Source organism: Lentzea sp. HUAS TT2 (genome assembly GCF_051853195.1).
Taxonomy (GTDB): domain Bacteria; phylum Actinomycetota; class Actinomycetes; order Mycobacteriales; family Pseudonocardiaceae; genus Lentzea.
In genome coordinates, this window is record NZ_CP196667.1 from 4325694 (window position 1) to 4345331 (window position 19638).

Below are 19638 nucleotides of genomic sequence, written 5' to 3' on the forward strand. Positions count from 1 at the left end.
TCCGAGGTGATCGCAAGACGCCGCAGGTCATAGACTTGAGGTCATGACGTCCAGTGCCGAGCCCGTCAGCCGAGCCGAGCGCAAGAAGCAGGAGCTGCGCCGCGAGATCATCGACGCGGCCTTCGACTGCTTCGCCGAACGCGGCTACCACGCCACCGGCATCGCGGACGTGGCCACGCGCCTGGGCATCGGGCACGGCACGTTCTACCGCTACTTCGAGAACAAGCGGGACATCGTCGACCACGTGGTCGACGACCTGGTCGGACGCATCACGGGCGCGCTCACGGCGGAGAACGCGCCGGACGCGGTGTCGACGCTGGCCGAGTACCGCGAACAGTCCGCGCGCATCGGCGAGTCGCTCGGCCGGATCTTCGGCGAGGACCCCCGAGTGCCGCGCCTGCTGCTGTTCGAGGCCCCCGGCATCGACCGAGCCATGGCCGAACGGATCCTCGACCTGTTCGACCTGGCCGCCGCGCTGACGTCCGCGTACCTCGCACACGGCGTCGAGCTGGGCTACCTGCGCGCCGACCTCGACGTCGAGAACACGGCCAGGGCGATCAACGGCATGATCCTCGGCACCGCGATCTCATCGCTGCGCACGCCGGAAGCCCAAGCCGCGCAAAGTGAAGCGCTGCGCCGAGTCATGTACGACGGCATCGCCGCACGCTAGCCGAGCCACGCCCGCGCGGCGACGACCAGCGCGTCGACACCGGTGGACAGCGTCGGCTCGATGTCCGGCGCGAACTCGGGGGAGTGGTTCATCGCGACGGGCCGGCCGGGTTCGCGGGTGCTGAAGTCGGTGCCGCCGAGGAACCAGAACACGGTCGGCACACCCGCGGCCGTGCCGAACACGCCGACGTCCTCGCTCGCGTTGACGACCGCACCGGGGATCAGGTTCTGTGCGCCGAAGTGCTCGGTGAACGCGGCCACCGTCCTCGCGGTCGCGTCCGGATCGGACACGAGCACGGGAGTGCCGTCGTACCAGTCGAACTCGGGCTCGCGCGGTGCTCCCGACGCCTGGGCCTCGGCGCGCACGATCCGTTCGACGGCGGCGCGGACGATGCCGCGGATGTGCTCGTTGAACGTCCGGATGTTGACGCCGATCTCGGCCGTCTCCGGGATGACGTTCTCCTTGGTACCCGCCTGCAACCGTCCGACCGTGACGACGGCACGTTCGGACGGGGCGATCTCGCGCGCGACGATCCCTTGTAGCCGCACGACGGTGTGCGCGGCCATCAGCACCGGGTCGACCGCGATCTCCGGCGCCGAACCGTGGCCGCCGCGTCCGAACAACGTGACGCGGACCGAGTCGGAGGCCGCCATCAGCGGACCGCTGCCGTGCGCGATCATCCCGGCGGGCAACGGGCTGACGTGTTGCGCCAGCACGACTTCCGGCTTGCCGAACCGTTCGAACAGGCCGTCGGCGACCATGTCCCGCGCGCCACGACCCAGTTCCTCGGCCGGCTGGAACACCACGAGCAGCGTCCCGGACCACTCCTCGCGAGTCTGCGCCAGCCGTTCGGCCGCCCCGATCAGGCACGTCGCGTGCATGTCGTGCCCGCACGCGTGCGCGACATGCACGTCCTCACCGTCCGAATTGGTCGCACGGGCCGTTGACGCGTACGGCAGCCCCGTCGTCTCCTGCACGGGCAACGCGTCGATGTCCGCCCTGAGCATCACGACCGGGCCGTCGCCGTTGCGCAGCACGCCGACCACGCCCGTGCCGCCGACCTCGGTGGTGACCTCGTACCCCAACGGCCGCAACGCGTCCGCCAGTAGACCGGCCGTGCGGACCTCCTGCAGCGACAGCTCCGGGTGCTGGTGCAGATCGCGGTAGAGCGCGTGCAGGTCGGGCACTGTGACTCCTCAGTCGAGCTTCGGCAACGCGTCGACGAGCGCGGCCAGTGAACGCAGCAACGCCTCCCGGTCGGCCGGGGGCAGTTGGGCGAGCAGGCGTTCCTCGCCGCGCTGGATCTCGGCCTGGGCCGCGGCGTGCCGGCGACGGCCCTCGGCGGTGATGGTGACGAGCCGGGCGCGCCGATCCGCAGGGTCGCGGGTGCGTTCCAGCAGGCCGTCGTTCTCCAGTCCGTCCAGCACGCCGATGATCCGGCTCTTGTCCGCGCCGATGAACTCGGCGAGCGCGGCCTGGGTGCGCACCGGCTGGCCTTCGAGCGCGTCGAGCACGACGTAACTCCACATGCTCAGGCTGTGCGCGCGCAGCACCGGTTGCTCGGCGGCGACCAGCGCTCGTTGCAGCGGCGCGATCATCGCCGCGAGGTCACGTCGCCGGCCATCCACGTCCCACATGATACCGACCTTGCGTCGATCATAAGCACATGCTTATCGTAAGCACGTGCTTATTAATAATCTGCTCGCCCTCCACCGCACCGCCGTGCGGACCAGCATCGACGTCGTGGAGCGGGTCTCGGTCGCGGACCTGGGCAGGCCCACACCCTGTTCGGAATGGACGGTCTCCGGGCTGCTGGCCCACATGACCGCCCAGCACCACGGCTTCGCGGCCGCGGCCTGCGGCAAGGGAGGCGACCTCGCGGCGTGGGAGGTCCGGCCCCTCGGCTCCCACCCGGTCGCCGAGTACGTCGAGGCGGCCGAGGACCTGCTCACCGTCTTCGCGGAACCCGAAGTGCCGCAACGGATGTTCGAGCTACCGGAGTTCGGTGCCAGTTTCCCCGCCGAGCAGGCGATCGGCTTCCACCTGATCGACTACGTGGTGCACGGCTGGGACGTCGCGCGGTCGCTCGGGCTCGACTACCGCCTGGCCCCGGAACTGGCCGAGCCCGCGCTGGCGATCGCGCTGATGGTCCCGGACGGGGCGGGCAGGCTGGAGCCGGACGCACCGTTCGGGCCGGCGGTGGACGCGGGCGGTGCCGACCCGCTGCGCCGGATCCTCGCGACGCTGGGGCGTTCGCCCGACTGGAGTCCGGAGCGGTGAGGCTCAGGGCAGCAGCTGGGCCAACGCCCGCAGCGCCCCGTTCCACGCGCTCGGTGACGGCGTGGCGTACCCGATCACCAACGCGTCCTTGCCCGGCGCCGCGTCAGGGTGCCGGAAGTCCGCGAGTCCTTTGGTCGCGAGCCCCTGCCACGCCGATCCTTGCGACACAACGCTTTCCTCGCCGTCTGGCAGCTCGGCGAGGACGTGCAGACCCGCTGCCATCCCGGTGATCCTGGTGGCGTGTCCCGCCAGCGCCGTGACCAGTTGGTCCCTGCGGCGCCGGTACCGCTGGCGCATGGTGCGGATGTGCCGGTCGTACGCACCGGACTCGATGAACTCCGCCATCGCGAGCTGGTCGGAGAACCCGCAGAACACCTCCACCTCACCCTTCTCCCCGGCGACGACGTCGACCAGGTGGTCCGGCACCACGATCCAGCCCAGCCGCAGCCCCGGAGCGAGCGACTTGCTCGTGCTGCCCAGGTAGATGACGTGGTCCGGGTCCGTGCCCTGGAGAGCGCCGACGGGCGTGCGGTCGTAGCGGAACTCGCCGTCGTAGTCGTCCTCGACGACGAGGCCGCCGGTCCGCCGTGCCCAGTCGACGACCGCCACCCGCCGGTCCGGGTGCAGGGCGACGCCGGTGGGGAACTGGTGGGACGGCGTCAGCAGCACCATGCCGACCTCCGGCCGTTGGTCGAGGGCGGCGACCTGGGCTCCGTGCTCGTCCAGCGGCAGCGGCACGACCTCCATACCGGCGGACTCCAGCAACCGGGTGTGCATCGGCAGCCCGAACTCCTCCACCGCGGCCGTGCGCACGCCGAGCTTGTGCAACGCGCCGGCGAGCAGCGCGAGTCCCTGTGCCGTTCCGCTGCTCACGATCACGTTGTCCGGCCGGGTGTGCACGCCGCGGGCCCTGGCGAGGTAGGTGGCGACCGCCTCGCGCAGCACGGGGAGTCCGTGCACGTCGCCGTACCCGAGCGCCTCGTCCGGCGCGGTCTGCAGTGCGCGCCGCAACGCGCGCAGCCACTCGTTGCGGGGGAACGAGGACAGGTCCGGCCGGCCGGGGCGCAGGTCGTGGACCAGCCGCGGTGGCCGCCGAGGGTGCCGCCACCCGCCGGGAGTCGCGGACAGCGCGTCGGAGCGCGGCGCGACCTCGGTGCCCGAACCCTGCCGGGAGACCAGGCGGCCCTCCGCGGTCAGTTCGGCGTAGACCTGCACGACCGTGTTGCGGGCCACCCCGATGTCGCTGCTCAGGGCCCGGCTGGACGGCAGCCGCGTGCCCGGTGCCAGCCGGCCGGACCGGATCGCCTCCCGGAAGGCTTCGAGCAGCCCCTCCCGCACCCCCGCGCCGTGCCGTTCGAGGTGCAGGTCCAGACCGGGCACCGGCCCGGAAGTGGTACTCGCGTCAGTCATCGAACTGGACCAAGCCCTTGTGCCGGACCGAATCTACTGTGGACGCATGGCTCAACCCGCTGGCACCGAACGGCTTGCTCCGCCACGCACGACGAAACTCCTGCTCGACCGGATCTGCCTGGCGTTCATCGGCCTCACCTCGGCCTACGTCGGCGTCTTCGCCTACTTCGCCCCGAAGACCTGGTACGACACGTTCCCCGGGCTCGGGCTGAGGTGGCTGCCGCAGCTCGGGCCGTACAACGAGCACTTCGCCAAGGACGTCGGCGCCGCGTACCTCGCGTTCACCGTGCTGGCCCTGGTCGCACTGGCGAACGTGAGGAAGCCGGCGGTCGTGCCACTCGCGGGCGCCGCGTTGCTGGTCTTCAACACCCTGCACCTGATCTACCACCTCACGATGCTCCACATGTACGAACCACGCGACCAGGTGCTGAACGCCGTGTCGCTGGGGCTGCTCGTGGTCACGTCGATCGTCCTGGTGGTCCCTGCCCGTCGCTGAGGAACGCCGGGGGACCTTCACCAGTCAAGACGGAAGAGCGCTCTCATTCGTGACAGCGGACGGGTCGCGTCCCACGCGGGCATCTTCCCAGGTGACAGGCCGGATCGGTGGTGGAGCACGACGCCGGGGACCGTGGCGATCGCCGACCCTCGTTAGGCCTTGTGGCCGTAGGGTAACAATTCGGTTGAGCCGATGAACCCCTCCGTACGTACTCCCGTTCATGCGCCGCACGAACGAGGAGTACGCATGACCCACCGCGTGACGGACAGACGGAAGTTTCGCCTGATCGCATCTTTGTCGGCAGTGGCTGTGGTCGCTGCGGGTACCGCCACCGTGGCCTTGGCCGCCAAGGACGGTGAGCCGGCGCCGCTCGCCGCGTTCGTGCCCATCGAGAAGGTGAACAAGAACGTCGTCGAGCCCAAGGTCGGCAAGAACGGCGCCGCGGGCGTCTTCCGGGTCGACTGCGGCACGAACGAGACCGGCAAGTTCAGCGCCGACAACCCGGTCGCCCAGCCGGGGCTGAAGCACGGCGCGCAGCACGTCCACGACTTCGTGGGCAACCAGTCGATCAGCGCGGAGTCGACCGACGAGAGCCTGGTGGACGCGGAGACGACCTGTCGCAACGGCGACCGCTCGTCCTACTTCTGGCCGGTCGTGCGCATCAACACCAAGGCCAACCCGCAGGACGTCGGCTCCACCCCTGACAAGATCAAGGAGAACGGCCCCGGCGAGGTCGCGTGTCCGGGCGTCGCCCAGCGCCTGCCGGCCGTTCCGCAGCGGGTGCGCGACGAGATCATCCGGAACCTCCAGCAGCTCGCCCAGCAGCTCAGGGAGGCCAACGACCGGGTGGCCAGCGCCCAGAACCCCGGCGACCCGAACTTCGTCAACAACACGGTTCTCGGCCCGCTGCGCAGCAAGCGCGTCGCGACCCTCGAACGCATCGCGAACGCCCTGAGCCGCTCCGCGCGCAAGCCGAACCTGACGCCGCTCGCCGACTGCGACCTGCGCTGGGGCCACGGCCACGGCGGCGGCGGTCACGGCAGCCACACGCCGAAGCCGCGCAAGTTCGCCGCCGACGGCGTTCTCCAGCAGCAGCCCGAGCAGAACGGCGCCGAGCAGGACGCCGCCACGCCGACGATCAAGTGCCCGTCGGTCCGCGAAGCGCTGCCAGGCGTGCCCGACCAGGCCCTGGACGAGGTCGACAACAACCTCGACCTGCTGGACAAGCAGATCGCCGAAGCCAACCAGCGCCTGGTGAAGACCAAGGGGCAGGGCGGCGCGAACTTCATCGACAACGCCATCCTCGGGCCGCTGAAGGACAAGCGGGTCGCGACCCTCGACCGCATCGCCATCGCGATCGGCCGCAACGCCGAGAAGCCGCAGGGGCTCGAGCGCCTCGCGAAGTGCGGCCTCAACGAGGGCGGCGAAGAGGGCGGCGAGGGCGAGGAGAACAACGGCGGCAACAACAACGGCGGCAACAACAACGGCAACAACAACAACGGGGGCAACAACAACGGCGGTGCCACCACCACGACCGCCGCCCCGACCACGACGACCGTCGCCGCGCCGCCCCTGGCCGCTCCCACCGGCAAGAACCTGGAGCTCGTCGGCAACAACGGCAAGATCGTCCGCCCGGCCGAGGTGAAGATCGAGTACCGCGGCAACGCGGCCAGCAAGGTCACGGGCATGCCGAAGTTCCTGAAGATGGTCGTCGGCGACGCCAAGCCGACCAGCCGCGGCCCCGCCAACGCCCGCGCCACGTGGACCTGCAGCGGGTTCGAGGACCGGCTGTCCGACAAGTACGTGGTCTGCCCGAACGGCAGCAAGGTCATGCGCGTGCACGACTTCGCGGGTTGCTGGGACGGCAAGAACGCGGACAGCGCCAACCACCGCGACCACGTCCGGTTCGCCGACAAGCAGACCGGCGCGTGCCCGCAGGGCTTCAAGGCGATCCCGCAGCTGCGGATCAGCATCTCCTACAACATCGCCCGCGACATCCAGCAGAAGGGGCAGTACCAGCTCGACGCGTTCCCGGAGGAGAACCACAACCCGTTCTCCGACCACAACGACTTCGCCAACGTGAACTCCGACCAGACGATGGCGAAGATCGTGAAGTGCGTGAACGACGGGCGGAAGTGCTCCTGACCGTCGCCTGACCCCACCACCGGGGAGTCTTCGCAGACCTCACGTCTGCGAAGACTCCCCCTTTTTTTGGCGTTGACAAGTCGCGCTCATCCGCTGATCAATCGTAGTTCGTTGTTAAGCGATGTTGCGTGCGGCGTTACGAGCCCGCCGACGGCGAAGACCGCCTGCGCTTCGTCGAGCCACCGTTCGGCCTCGTCGCGTGCTCCTCGCCTCAGATCGTAAAGTGCTTGTGCCACCAGCACTTGGCCCGTGCGCAAAGCACAGGTCTCCGGTTCGAGGAGTCTCCAGGCCTCGGCCAGCGCGCGGTGTGCTTGATCCCAGTCGATGGTGCGCTGGTTGAGCGCCAAGCGTGCGACGAAAGCGTGGCGTGCGATCCGCAGGTCGCGGTGTTCGACCGCTGTGGACGCTGGAAGAAGCCGGCGACGAGCGAGGTCCAAGGCGGCTCTGCTCGCTCCGCGTGCTTCGAGGACTCTGGCAGTCCAGAACAACGTCTCGACCCGAAAGGAGGGATCGTCCAGAACGCGGACCGCTGAACGTGAGCGTGCCAGGAGGGTGTCCGCGATCCGCCACCGCCCGGCATTCATCAGACTCACGATCATGTTCATCGTGGCCCATTCCGACATGCCCGTCGCGCCCGTCGCGATGGCCAGGTCGCGCAGTTGCCCGAAGTAGTGCAGCGCCTTGTCGGAGTTGCCCGTGTCCCGGAGAGCGACGCCCATCGCGTGGAGCCAGCGGGCCGCGGTCGACGGATCGCCGGACACGTCGACCGCGCCGTAAACTGACAGGCGTCGCCTTGCTTGTTCGGCGAGGGACCTGGACAACAGTTGCTCGGCATCCTCCAGCGCCGGCATAACATCGGGAGCGGGGTGAACCTTCACCAAAGTGGAGGTCACCACTCCCGCCGCTAGACCGAGGAACGATCGGCGGCACTGTCGTCCGCGAGCGTTCACAGCAGGTCGCCCCAGCCGTGGTCACTGATTCGCGCGACCAGTTCTTTCAGGTTCGCGCTGTGCTCGCGGCTGGTGATGAGGACGGCGTCCCCGGTGTCGACCACGATCACGTCCTGGAGCCCGAAGATCGTGTAGCGCCTCCCGCTGACCGCAGGGTCAGCGTGCAGCACGGAGCCTTCTGCTTGGACCGTCATCAAATGCGGATGCAACTCGGCTTGTGTCCGGTTGGCCCACGCGTCCCACGTGCCGAAGTCTTCCCAGTCGAAGGATCCACGCACGACCACGACCCCACCTGCCGCGGCGGCTGGTTCGAGCAGGGCGTAGTCGACGGCGATGCGCGGGACACGTGCCCACGCGTCGGAGTCGATCTGATCGGATACCGCCATCGCCTCCTGGACACCGGACAGCACTGTCGGCGCGTGGATCGCCATCTGCTGGAGGAACGACTGCGCTGACCAGGACATGATCGCGCTGTTCCAGAGGTAGTCGCCTGCACTCAGGTAGTTCTGCGCGGTGGCGAGGTCTGGTTTTTCCTTGAACGAGGTGACTCGTGTCGGGCCGTTTTCCGAGCCGGGCGCCTGGATGTAGCCGTAAGCGGTGTCGGGACGCGTCGCCGGTATCCCCATGCAGGCGACGTCCCCGCCGCGCGCGACTGCGAGCATGGTGGACATGGTGTCGTTCCAACGATCGTCGTCCGTCTCGATTACGTGATCAGCCGGGGTACTGATGATCACTGCTTCCGGTTCCGCCTGCGCGATCAGAATCGTTGCGAGGCAAAGTGCTGGTGCGGTGTCCCTGGCCGAGGGCTCCGTGATGACTGAGGTGACGCCGAGCCGCTTGGCCATGGCCCGTGTCTGAGCCTCGTGGCCGGCACCGGTGACGACGTGGACGTGGTCGGGCGAGGTGAGCGACAACGCCCGACGGATCGCGGACTCCAGAAGTGGTTCACCCGTTCCTAGGTCGAGCAGGAACTTCGGCCTGTCATGCCTGCTCGCGGGCCACAGCCGCGTCCCACTGCCTCCGGCGAGGACGACCACATGTGCGCTGGGAGTGTTCATGGCACCTCGTATTCAGGGAGTTGGTTCGGTTTAGCTGTCCGCGTGGACGATCGCTACGGCCGGCAGTGGTCCGCGCAGGAGGGCGCAGAGGCGCTTGAAGGTCGCGCTGACGTCGAGATCGTCGAGCGCCCAGCTGTCGACGCGTTCGATCCCGCAGGCGGTCAGCAGCGCGGGCAGGTCAGCCTCGGGCACGGGTTGTCCGCCGGTCTGCGCCTGCAGGCCGTTCGCGAGTACGACCGTGAGCACGGGAAGTCGGCCGTTCACAATCTCGAGCACGGACTGTAAGCCGCTGTGCAGCAACGCGTAGTCCCCGATTACGCCGACGGCACGCAAGCCGGTACGAGCGGCGCCGGAAGCGACGGCGGCCGCTGAACCGAGGCACAGCGCCACCTCCGCGCCTTCGTAGGGCGGATAGCACAGCCGTACCGAGGACCCGACGTCCGCCGCGACAAAAGCACCTGCCCTGCGGAGTCGCGCCACAGCGTCGAAGAGCACGCCGTACCTACCAGGAGCCGCGGCAGCGGCGGTTTTCGGCTGCGTCGTCTGCCAAGTGCCGGGTTCCGGCGACGTCAGCGCCTTCGCGAGCGACTCCGCGGACAGGGAGCCCTCGGGCGGAAGATGGCCCGAGCACCGTCCGATGATCTCGGCCTCGCCTCGTACGCGCTCGACGAGGAACCTTTCCACCTGGGGACTGGATTCCTCGGCGACCACGACTCGGTTGTGGGCGAGCGCGAAAGTGGTGACGGCATCCGGTACCGGCCAGCACATGCGGAGTGTGATCGCGCACCGGACGTCTTCAGGCAGGCACTCCGCGACAGCTCCGACAGCGACTACAGCAGCTCCGCGGCCGTCACACCCGCAGCGCGCTTCAACGCTCAGTCCCGCCGAGATCTCGGCGACCGACGGCAGTGTGATCAGGCGTTGCCACTGCACCCGTCCGAGTTTGGTGAGCCGGTGCGCGATGGCAGCTCGATCGTGCGTTCGGTACTGCGCCGTTCGCGGGTTTGCGATCTGCAAGCGCGCAGGCAGGGCGTCGCCATCACAAGCTTGGTGCAAGCGGGGCGTCACGCGGATCAGGACCGGCGTCTTCGACCGCTCGGACAACGTCACCGCCATTTGTACCGTCGTTGCGCAGTCGCCGGCGGAGACGGGTTCCAGAATCGGAACCCGCGCGAGGGCTGCGAGTTCGCGGCTGTCCAGCACGCACGTCGAGTTCGCGGCGTCGGGGTCGTCGCCGGTCACGATCACCAAGGCCGCGCCGATGGTGTGCACCCCGGCGTTGGCCAGGGTGTCGAGTGCGAAGCCCAGTCCGTTGTGCTTCATGATCACGCAGCTGCGTGCGCCGGCGAACGAGGCGCCGACCGCGCTTTCCACGGCGACCTTTTCGTTGAACGCCCAGGTGAAGTTGGGGATGTCACGGTAGAGCTGGTCGAGCAGGTGGGTCACCGGCTTGCCTGTGACACCGCCGATCACGGAGAACGTCTCCGCTATTGCTCTTGCCAGGTCCCGGCAGGTGTTCCTCCGTGTGCACGCGTTGGTGGGCGCGATCATCGCTGGTCTCCTGGCTCCGTGGGAACGGCTTGAGACGTGTGGGGCAGGTTCTGCGCCTCTTCGGAACGGATCGGTCGTGTGACGTGTTGGACGAGCACGGCCAGGCAAGCCAGCACGGCCGCCCAGCGCACGTTGTCGCTCACGAGGTCGTCCATCAGCGACAACACGGCCAGAGCGGTGGTCACCGCCGCGGTTATGCACGCCTCGATGCTCCTGCGGCCCTGCGGGTTCCGCAGGGCGTCGAACACCCGTTTCTGCATCATGTGCTCCTATGGGGTGAGGACCGGTGCGTTCATGGTCGAGTGCGGTCGGGTGTGATCACCAACGTCCGGAACGAACTTCGCGAAAGTGCGACAGCGCGCGCGACGACGTCGTCAGCCGCCGGGCTGCGGATGCACCAGCAAGCCCGTCGCCATCTGCGGAACGTGCCCACGACTGCGCCATGGGCCGGTCAGTCCAGGAACCTCGGGGAGTTCGGTCAGGTCCGGCATGAGTCCCAAAGCTGACCGGATTCGGCTCTGCATGCGGTAGCTCAGGTTGGCGAAGCTGCCGACGTGCTCACTGACGTGGGCGAATCGCGCGAAGTGCGTCCGAGCGGTGGCCATGTCGCGCTCCCTGATCGACCAGGCCATGCCGAGGTCCGCCGCGGCGAGGATCCGGTGAGTGGAGGGCAGGGCAGCCGAGAGGGTGGAAAATGCGTCGTAAGCGCGGTGGAGAGCCAGGTCACGAACGCGCCCGACCGGTAGAGCGGACAGTGTGTGCTTCGAGGTGCTGAACGCGAACTCGGCCTCGAACCTCCGGCGAGCCAGCGTGTAGCCGATGTCCAGTGCCCCCGAGTAGGGGCCGCCCGGAACGTCGACTCCGTCGGCGAGCTCGTCGGCCACCGCCGCCATGCGGTCGAGGACCGCCGCCACCGTGTCTCGCCGAATCCCGATCAGCGCCTCCGTGAACACGATCTGACCGAGAACGTCGTGGAGTGCGGTCATCGCCTCGCGTCGGTGTGGTCCGAACTCGCCGGTCGCCGCTATCGCCGCAGCACTGCGGTAGAGCTGGTTCGCGCTGTCCAGCAAGCCGAACATCTGGCAGACGTGCGCCTGGCCCGCCCGCGCCTTCAGCACCGCGAGTTCGCGGTCGTGCGGGGAGGGCAGTGCCGCGGCCTCGAGCTCCCAGGCGCGCGCGTACCGCAGCGCTACGACGTTCTCGGCGTCGCGGGTGATCACGTGGGCGATCTCCAGCAGGGCCAGTCGAGTCTGAGGACCGGCCGCGTGAACATCGGGGATCGCTCGTTCTGCCTGTGAGAGCAGGAACTCGTAGAGGTCGGTCCGGCGCGCAGCATAGGCCTGGTTGAGCTGGCGCAGCGCGTCGTGCGGGTCGTCGGTCAGGGACAGCCTGGTGGCCGGGACGAGGCGAGGAGGCCGCAGCGGTGGCCGGGCGGCGATGGTGAGCAGCCGGGACGGAACTCGCCAGGAGTCCCGGTACCGCTTGTCCTTATCCTTGTAGTGATTCGGTTTCGTCAGCTGCGGAGGCTGTGCGTCGCGGGGCAGTATCCTCGCGGTGAACGCGTCCAAGGCGGCGCTGTCGCGGCCCGGGTCGGCCGCGTTCGAAGCTTCTGACCGCAGGGCGAGCAGGTTCACCGCGTCCAACGGATCGGCCGAGACGTCGTGGGCGAGCAGGCGCGTCGCCGTCAAGATGCGCGCGATGGACGCATCGACTGCGTCCAAGCGCCTTTCCACCGTTCGACGGGTGACTCCGGTGTCCTGGGCGATCTGGGTGACGGGCGCGGGATCGGAAGTGAGGCCGGTGGCGTCCAACCAGAGCCACAGGTCCTCGGAGTTCAGCCTGTCCATCGTGCGGAATCGGACGAGGTGCGTCGCCAGCGCTGCCCGGAGGTGCGCTGGGTCGGCTCCGGGAGCCAGCCGCTCGACGATTTCGGGTCGTGACACGCTGGACGGCAGTGTCCGGCGTCCTTGGACCGGTCGCGGTGTTCGCAGGTCGTCCCGGAGGAAGTGGCGCAGCATCTTCACGTCCCGGGCCGACACGGGAGGTCCGTGTTCGGGGTTGGCTTCGGTGGTCACGACGCCTCCGTTTCCGCAGGGCTCCTCTTCGTCTGAACTACGACCGCGGCAGCGGCGTAGCTATCTGTACGTCCGCCGGATTCCGGAGAGGCCGCCGATCCTCACCAGGTGCAGGGCGAAGCCGGCCGAGTTCGCGGCCGCGACGGCGTGGTGCTCGTCCGCTTTGTCGTGGCCCCAGTCGCAGATGCCCTTGATCAAGATCCCTAGGACGTCCGCCCAGCGGGTGACGGAGTGGAAACCCATGCCCTCTATGTCACCGCCGATCGCCGACGGATACCGCTGCCGGAGTTCGTCCGTCACGATCCGCGCGTTCAGAAGCTTGTTCCAGGACAATATCTTCCCGAAGTGCACGGGCATTTCCGACTCTTGTTGCCATTGGCTCTGGGCGGCCTTCGCGGCCGTTTGCAGAACGGGGGAGGGATCGACGTTCGGGCCGCGGTCTCGACGGATCACGTCGCCTCCGGATTCCATCAACTTGGCGTGGTCGAGGTCTCGGATCAGCGCGTACACCAGAACGTCGTCGAGCTCCTGGGCGTCCGGGTACAGTCCGTAGCAAATGCCGGTGATGATCGCGTAGTGCGGTTTGAGCAACCGGATCGCCTCGCCCGCGACCATCGGCACTGCCGTCGCACCCACGTTGTCGGGTACGGCCGCCTGGCCGTTGCTTTTGCCTGGGCTGAGTCGGCGTGACAACCAGCTACGTCAGCAGCAGGCCGCCGCCGCGTGGCTGGAGCAGGCCAGGACTGCATGGTTACGCGGTACCGCGGCGTTCTTTTGGCGTGTGAGACAACACTCCGGTGCGTACCAGATGCAGCATGAACTGCGCTGCGTTCTTCGCAGCCATCGGCTGATGTTGATAGGTCATGTTCTTGCCCCAATCGCAAATGCTCTTGATCAGCAAGAACTGAACGTCGGCGAACCTCGCCGCAGCTTGAAACCCCGCGCCCTCCATGTCACCGCCAATGGCGTCCGGGTGGTCGGCACGCAGCTGCTCGATGACGTGTTTCGACTCGATCAACTTGTTCCAGGCGAGCATCGGCCCGAACCTGACCTTGATCCCGCTCTGCCGCTCCCAGCCCCGCTGCGCCAGCCGGGCGGAGCCGAGCAACATCGGCGACGCTACGACGGTCTCCCCGCGCGACACCTCGCGCACCTGCTTCTCCAACTCCACGAGCTTGCCGTGGTCCAGATCGCGAATTCGCTCGGAGACGAGGACGTCGCCCAGCTTCTGTCCTTCTTTCGGACGAAGCCCGTAACAGACGCCGACGATCAACGCGTAGTGCGGCGCGACATGCCGGATCGCCTCTGCGGTCAACGTGAGCGCGCCCGCCGGGTTGGTGATGCCCTGGGCACCCGCCTGCACGACGAAGAGTTCGGCGTCGTTGATCGATCCCATCGAGAACACCGGGATCGGGCCGTCGAACCTCGGTTCGACAGTCCTCCCGGTGTACCCCTCGATCGCGTCCAGTACCGCGTCGCGCTCCGTGTCGTTCACCGTCACTACCAACACCCTGGTGCGGCCCATGATCCGTCCTTCCTTCTCGACGATCTTCCGTTCCTCGTCGCGCTTGGATCGCGCCTGTGCCCGAAAGGCCACGACTCCGACGATCAGCACCATCGGCAGCAACGCGGACAACAACCAGCCCAGGACGACGGAGAAATCGCTCGCCGTGGTCACCCCAGGCGCCTGCCGCCACACCAACTGGTAGGCGACCCACGCCAGAGCCTGCCCGTAGGTAATGGAGCCCTGCACGCACCCTTGAGCGCACTCTCCTCGCTCGACTGACATCACCAAGACGGCGATGCCGAGCACCACCACTACGACCGCGAAGAGGTAGAAGCGGAAAAACGCAGGTGATTTGGTCGGCGTGCGGGCCACGTCCTCCGGCCGCGAGTCGAAGACCTGCATCGTGAGACCAGGATGGCCGACACCTCGGACGGCCTCGATCCGCAGCAGGGCTTCCTCCGTCGTGACGCCGGAGTGCACGAGGTTCAACGGCGTGGTCAATCGCACCGGCCCGACCTGGCCACCGCTGTCGGCAGCGTCGGTGCGCACCTTCTCGGTCACCAGCCGGTGCAGTCTCGTCCGCACCTGCTCCAGCAGTTCGTCGACGCGGTGAGGGTGTTCCTGATGGAACAACTGCATGGTCCACCGTTCGGCGGCCACGGAGTCCAGCGCGAGTTCGTCCGGCCTGTGATCACGTCCGAAGAACAGTTGCCACACCAGCATGACCAGCATGAGGCCCGCCACGTACACCATGCCCGCCAGCGTGAACAGCAACGCGGCCAGGTGAAGCGAGGAGAACGGAAGCAGAGCTGCCGCAGCGGCCATAGCGGCGAATCCCGGCAGTCCGAAGAGCACAGTGCTCCAGTTCCGGTCCAGCCACGCCAGCGGCACAACCCGACTCCAGCCACGGTTCCGCCAGGGCTCCGGCCGGGCGATCGGCGGCTCGAGCAACGCGAACCCCTGAGGCCCTTGCCACACGAGGCGGCCTTCCAGCGCCGCGACGTAGAGGATCAGCGCCACGGGCGCCCGGGACCTGATCAACGCTGCGCCCCCTCTCGGCCGCAAGGCGTGGATCGCCGCAGACCCCAGCGGTGCAGATTGCGCCCTATGGCTCGCTTCGCGGCAGTCAGCGAACGCGGGACGTGTTGTGCGGGCCATGTCGAGCCCCTCTGAAGGCAACGGTTTCGTGTCGCAGTGACACGAAAGCACAGCATCTCATTTCGCGTCAACTTGACACATTCAGCTACTGTTCAGTAGTGACCGACGTAGGGACCGCATCCACGCCCATGGGATCGATCGATCCCATCGAGGTGCTGGTGACCGCAGATCTGGTGATCTTGACCATTCAAAACGGCATCCTCAAGGTGGCGTTGGTGGTGCGCGGCGAAGATCCTTTTGAGGGTCAGTTCGCCCTCCCTGGAGGGTTTCTGCGCGTCGGCGAGAACAACCTGGATGCGGCGAAACGCGAACTCGAGGAGGAGACCGGCCTCGATCCGGGGAGGCTCGCGCTCGAACAGGTCGGTTCGTACTCCGATGTGGACCGTGATCCCAGGGGAAGGGTCATCACCTGCGCGTTTCTCGCAATCGCACCTGATCTGCCGAACCCCAGGCCTCGCCGCGGCTCAGACGCTCGATCCGCGTCGTGGGTGAACGTGTTTCACGGAGCCGACATCAAGGTCGCGCTCGCCTTCGATCACGACCAGATTCTCCGCGACGCGATTCGCCAGGCCCAGCGAAAGCTGCAGTACTCGACCATCGCGACCGCCTTCTGTCTGCCCGAGTTCACCATCGGCGAGTTGCGCGAGGTGTACGAGGCGGTGTGGAACACCTCCCTGGACCGTGCGAACTTCCACCGCAAGGTGAAGAACGCGAGCGAGTTCATCGTCCCAACCGGACGAACGCGGCACCCGAAGGGCAACCGCGGCCGACCAGCCGAGCTGTACCGAGCGGGCGAGGGCGTTGAGCTTCTAAATCCCATTTTGCGCGGCACCCTTGCTCGCTCTTGAGGCTCAGGTTATCACGCACTTGACACATAATGCCGGTCAGCCTTACGGTCAGCCGGTCATCCGAGCGCGCCCCTGCATCGCGGCTCGCCGTCAGGATCGTTGACACATTCTCCGAGCCCCGCCTGTGTTGGCGCTCCGCAAGTCATTTGCGAGTGCACATGAACCTCGTCGGAACACAGTGGAAAGCGTGGAAGTACCGCGCGGTCCTGATGCTGGTCCTGTTCCTCGGCCTCGGCATTTCCGGCTGCGGCAGCTCACAAGACGGCGGCGACCCCGCTGACTGCGTGAAGCTTGAACAGGTGAAAGTCCCCAGCGAGAAGGGACTCGTGGCCCTCGTCGTCGACAACACGGCATCCGCAGCGACAGGTGACCTTCCGCCGCGGATCGTCGCCGAACTGAAGGAGGCGCAGCGTCGAGGCGATGTCCTCGCCCTCATCTCGGTCGAGGGTGTGGGCAAACAGCCTGCAGTCGTGCGCAAGGTCGCGCTCGAGCCCAACCCTGGTGTGGATAGCGTCACGGCGGACAATGCACGACCGATCGTGCTGGACTGCGTCGCCCGGTGGGCTCGCGCCGAGAGCATGCGGCCCACGGCATCCGGCAGCGCGGTGCTGGACGCGATCGGATTCGCGGCGCGACAGAAGCCGTCGACGTTGCTCGTGATGTCAGACGGGGTGAACAGCGTGAGCCCGTTCGACATCAACGAGCTCGGCTTCGACACGCAGCCGGAACCACTCGCGCGCGCACTCGCCACCTCGGTCGAGGAGGCGCTTCAGGAGCAGAAGCTCGTTTGGGCGGGCCTCGGCGAGACCACGCGAGCCCTGCCACAGTCCGCACGGGCGAACCTCAAGGCCGTCTGGACAGCGGTGCTGGCTACGAGGAACGCGACGGCTGACTTCGACCAGCAGACGGGCAAGCGCGGCACCGTGCCCGATGGACTTCCCACTGACTCCCTCGTCGTGCCCGAGGTCAAGAAGCTGACGCTGTCCTGCGGCGTCGTCCAGTCCATTCCCTCCGCGTTGCTGTTCGGTGCGGAGAGCTCAGTATTGCTTGACGGCGCAGACGAGGTGTTGAAGTCGATTGCGGCCGAAATGACCGCACACCAGGACATGACCGCTCGCATCGAGGGGCACACGGCGGATTTCGGTACCGCTGAGGGAAAGCAGCGTCTCTCCGAGGATAGGGCGAAAGCCGTCGCCCTGACGCTGGCCTCGATGGGGGTCGACACCGTGCGGCTCGAAGCGCGCGGGTTCGGTTCCGACCGCCCGAAGGACCAGCAGGACCCCGCCGCGGCGACCAACCGCCGCGTCGAGATCACCCTGGGCACGAAGGGATGTGGACGATGAACACTGGCCGGATCGCCAGGAAGGTCAGCAGGGTCCTGGGCAGGTCTCCTCGGGGCCTGAGCAGCGGCGGAGTGGAAGGCGCGCTCGGCAGCCTGCACGAGGTTACGCACCAGCGCAGGCAGCAGAACGTCCGTCATGCCCACCAGCGTGCGGAAGGCCTCTACGCCGACGAGGCCACCACCGCGCTCGAAGTGATCAACACGCTCGCGAAGAAGGACCAGGACGCAGGCAGGAAGCTGCGCGGCCTGATGCGCACGCTTGTCAGGGCAGCCGCCTCCTCGACCTGGTGCCTGTTGATGCTGAGGATGCTGCGTGATCACCCGCAGTGGGAAATCGTTCGGCAGACGGGTCGCGCGGCGAGGCAGCCTGTGCCAGATGACGACCAGAAGACCGAGAAGTTCGACCACAACCGCGCGCTGCTCTCCCGGCGAAACCTGCTCTGGATCGAGATCGCACTGTCCGTGGCAGAGTTCTTCTTCTGGTACACCACGTTCACCGTCGACCTCGATCGCAGGGCGGAGTTGCTGCACCCCCATCGCATCGCGGCGATCCTCATGGCGGTCCTGATTCCCGTCGTCACCATCATGGGAGCACGTCTCGCCGGTGGACTCGCTCACCGCTGGGTGATGGAGTACCAGGGCATCAGCAAGCGCAGACACTTCGGCGCCGCTGTCGGGTTGGGAGTGTTCCTCATCCTGCTGACGGCGATCTTCCTGCTGGTGCTGTACCGGTTCGACAGCGCCAACACTGCTATCGGGTCCGTTTCGATTCCTGCCCTGCCGATGGCCATGATCTTCGCCGGCGTGCTACTGACCGACGCCGCAGTGCGGACCTACCTCGTGTCCGAGGTACGAGACCAGTACCGCCTGCGGAGCAACGAGTTCTCCAAGCTCGCGAAGAAGTTCATCGAGTCGAACCGCAGGCACCAGACGGCGTGGCTCGCGCTTCGTCTCGAAGTGCAGCACAGGCTGAACGAGGCGACCCGAGTCAACGCCGCGGGTGCGCGCCTGGTCACTCAGGCCGAGGCCTATTGGGGCGACCCACACGCTGTCAAGGCGGTGCCGGAAGGTCCGGCCGCGTTGGTCTCCCCAGACCAAGATTCGGACCAGAAGACGAGTGCCCGCGGCTGTCTGCTCTTGCCCAACCTGAAGTCTCCGCGTCTGTTCGGGGGGGTGGAAGCACTGTTGCACGCGCGGTCGCTGGCGGATATGGCTGATCTCCTGCTGCGGTGTCGCGCCTGGGATGCCGAGGACCTCTCCAGCCTGCTGGACGACCTGTGGAACGCGTTGCACGAAGAGGAACCTGGCGCCCAGCCTCCCTTCCAGTCCGGCACCCCGTCGCTGAAGGTGAGCTGATCAGCCATGTCCGGCATGCTCGTGCACGGTCCCGATCTGGCGGGACGACCGCGATTGATACCGAGTCCTGGCAAGCGACGTGCCCTCCTCTTGCCGTTGGTGCTGCTGGCGTTGCTTGGCATCGGCGTGTGGCAGGGGTACCAAAGTGTCGTCGGCCCACCGGAGCCAGACGTTCTGCGCTTGTACCAGCTCGACGGTCCGCGTGGACCGACGTGCCTGCGACTCGCCATCGCCATGGATGTGTCCGGCTCGATGGCGGAGTACGCCGCCGCCCGCGACTCCGCGCTGGTCCAGTTGCGGCAGTGGGCCACCGAGAAGAACACGCTGCGCGCCGACGACGAGATGGCGATCGTCGACTTCGCCGGTGGAGCGATCACGCGTCTGCCACCGACGCCGGTGGCGCACAGCACCATCGCGCCCAACGGATCCGTGCCAGACGGCAACAACACGTTGTTGCGTCCGATGCTCGACGAGATCGGAAAACTCCCCGTGTCGTCGCCGCCGTGTGACACGGTGTTGCTGTTGCTGTCCGACGCTCAGCTCGCGGACCTGCCGCCCGACTCTGCGGCGGGTGCCGCATTGCTGCGGCAGGCTGGCGTGCACGACATACGGTTCCTGGTTCCCGGAGATGGAATCGACGTCCCCGCGGAGTGGTCGCGAGCGTTTCCGAGCGCACCACCGATCCGGTTCGACGGGCTCGACGACAAGGAGACCGCGTTGACGATCGGGAAGACGATCGCTGAGCTGACTCGGCAGCGGCTCGTCCCTGTGACCAGGCCGTCCAGCTGAGGG

The 19638-nt window shown here is 67.5% G+C and carries 18 protein-coding genes; 8 read left to right on the top strand and 10 right to left on the bottom strand.

Translation table 11 applies throughout. The features are described from left to right. Nucleotides 1–43 precede the first annotated feature (43 nt). Nucleotides 44–670, top strand: coding sequence for a TetR/AcrR family transcriptional regulator (locus ACSHWB_RS21770; RefSeq protein WP_439663838.1), 627 nt, complete (start codon nt 44–46; stop codon nt 668–670). Here ACSHWB_RS21770 and ACSHWB_RS21775 read toward each other — a convergent pair. Then, nucleotides 667–1857, bottom strand: coding sequence for an amidohydrolase (locus ACSHWB_RS21775; protein ID WP_439663839.1), 1191 nt, complete (start codon nt 1855–1857; stop codon nt 667–669). The genes ACSHWB_RS21770 and ACSHWB_RS21775 overlap by 4 nt on opposite strands. 9 nt (nt 1858–1866) lie before the next feature. Continuing rightward, the gene (locus ACSHWB_RS21780; RefSeq protein ID WP_439663840.1) at nt 1867–2307 is read right to left on the bottom strand and encodes a MarR family winged helix-turn-helix transcriptional regulator; all 441 of its coding nucleotides are present in this window, start codon (nt 2305–2307) and stop codon (nt 1867–1869) included. A gap of 46 nt (nt 2308–2353) precedes the next feature. Between ACSHWB_RS21780 and ACSHWB_RS21785 the strand changes: the two genes are divergently transcribed. After that, entirely contained in the window at nt 2354–2950 is a 597-nt protein-coding gene (locus ACSHWB_RS21785; protein WP_439663841.1) for a TIGR03086 family metal-binding protein, read from the top strand. 3 nt (nt 2951–2953) lie between these two features. Here ACSHWB_RS21785 and ACSHWB_RS21790 read toward each other — a convergent pair whose 3' ends face one another. Beyond that, entirely contained in the window at nt 2954–4360 is a 1407-nt protein-coding gene (locus tag ACSHWB_RS21790) for a PLP-dependent aminotransferase family protein (protein ID WP_439663842.1), read from the bottom strand. A gap of 46 nt (nt 4361–4406) precedes the next feature. Between ACSHWB_RS21790 and ACSHWB_RS21795 the strand changes: the two genes are divergently transcribed. Both ACSHWB_RS21795 and ACSHWB_RS21800 read left to right on the top strand, forming a co-directional pair. Then, nucleotides 4407–4856, top strand: coding sequence for a hypothetical protein (locus ACSHWB_RS21795; protein WP_439663843.1), 450 nt, complete (start codon nt 4407–4409; stop codon nt 4854–4856). A 303-nt stretch (nt 4857–5159) separates the two neighbouring features. Next, the gene (locus tag ACSHWB_RS21800) at nt 5160–7001 is read left to right on the top strand and encodes a DUF1996 domain-containing protein (RefSeq protein WP_439663844.1); all 1842 of its coding nucleotides are present in this window, start codon (nt 5160–5162) and stop codon (nt 6999–7001) included. Between the two features lie 86 nt (nt 7002–7087). On the opposite strand, the gene ACSHWB_RS21805 is transcribed toward ACSHWB_RS21800, so the two are convergent. From ACSHWB_RS21805 to ACSHWB_RS21835, 7 genes are all read right to left on the bottom strand, one after another. Then, nucleotides 7088–7894, bottom strand: coding sequence for a hypothetical protein (locus tag ACSHWB_RS21805; RefSeq protein WP_439663845.1), 807 nt, complete (start codon nt 7892–7894; stop codon nt 7088–7090). A 53-nt stretch (nt 7895–7947) separates the two neighbouring features. Next, nucleotides 7948–9009, bottom strand: coding sequence for a mannose-1-phosphate guanylyltransferase (locus tag ACSHWB_RS21810; RefSeq protein WP_439663846.1), 1062 nt, complete (start codon nt 9007–9009; stop codon nt 7948–7950). Between the two features lie 30 nt (nt 9010–9039). After that, the gene (locus ACSHWB_RS21815) at nt 9040–10560 is read right to left on the bottom strand and encodes a thiamine pyrophosphate-dependent enzyme (RefSeq protein WP_439663847.1); all 1521 of its coding nucleotides are present in this window, start codon (nt 10558–10560) and stop codon (nt 9040–9042) included. Beyond that, a complete protein-coding gene (locus tag ACSHWB_RS21820) occupies nt 10557–10823 on the bottom strand; it encodes a hypothetical protein (RefSeq protein ID WP_439663848.1) in 267 nt (88 codons plus the stop codon). The genes ACSHWB_RS21815 and ACSHWB_RS21820 overlap by 4 nt, the downstream gene beginning before the upstream one ends. 111 nt (nt 10824–10934) lie before the next feature. Beyond that, nucleotides 10935–12503, bottom strand: coding sequence for a hypothetical protein (locus ACSHWB_RS21825; RefSeq protein WP_439663849.1), 1569 nt, complete (start codon nt 12501–12503; stop codon nt 10935–10937). A gap of 192 nt (nt 12504–12695) precedes the next feature. Next, the gene (locus ACSHWB_RS21830) at nt 12696–13271 is read right to left on the bottom strand and encodes a phosphorylase family protein (RefSeq protein ID WP_439663850.1); all 576 of its coding nucleotides are present in this window, start codon (nt 13269–13271) and stop codon (nt 12696–12698) included. 115 nt (nt 13272–13386) lie between these two features. Further along, nucleotides 13387–15183, bottom strand: coding sequence for a 5'-methylthioadenosine/S-adenosylhomocysteine nucleosidase family protein (locus ACSHWB_RS21835; protein WP_439663851.1), 1797 nt, complete (start codon nt 15181–15183; stop codon nt 13387–13389). A gap of 215 nt (nt 15184–15398) precedes the next feature. Here ACSHWB_RS21835 and ACSHWB_RS21840 point away from each other — a divergent pair, with 215 nt between their 5' ends. From ACSHWB_RS21840 to ACSHWB_RS21855, 4 genes are all read left to right on the top strand, one after another. Then, nucleotides 15399–16148 (top strand): NUDIX hydrolase, encoded by a 750-nt coding sequence (locus ACSHWB_RS21840; protein WP_439663852.1) that lies wholly within the window; start codon nt 15399–15401, stop codon nt 16146–16148. 158 nt (nt 16149–16306) lie between these two features. Beyond that, nucleotides 16307–17491: an OmpA family protein gene (locus ACSHWB_RS21845; protein ID WP_439663853.1), complete on the top strand. Its 1185-nt coding sequence runs from the start codon at nt 16307–16309 to the stop codon at nt 17489–17491. A 71-nt stretch (nt 17492–17562) separates the two neighbouring features. Then, complete coding sequence (locus ACSHWB_RS21850) at nt 17563–18846, top strand: hypothetical protein (protein ID WP_439663854.1); 1284 nt, start codon at nt 17563–17565, stop codon at nt 18844–18846. A gap of 90 nt (nt 18847–18936) precedes the next feature. After that, nucleotides 18937–19635: a hypothetical protein gene (locus ACSHWB_RS21855; RefSeq protein ID WP_439663855.1), complete on the top strand. Its 699-nt coding sequence runs from the start codon at nt 18937–18939 to the stop codon at nt 19633–19635. Nucleotides 19636–19638 lie beyond the last annotated feature (3 nt).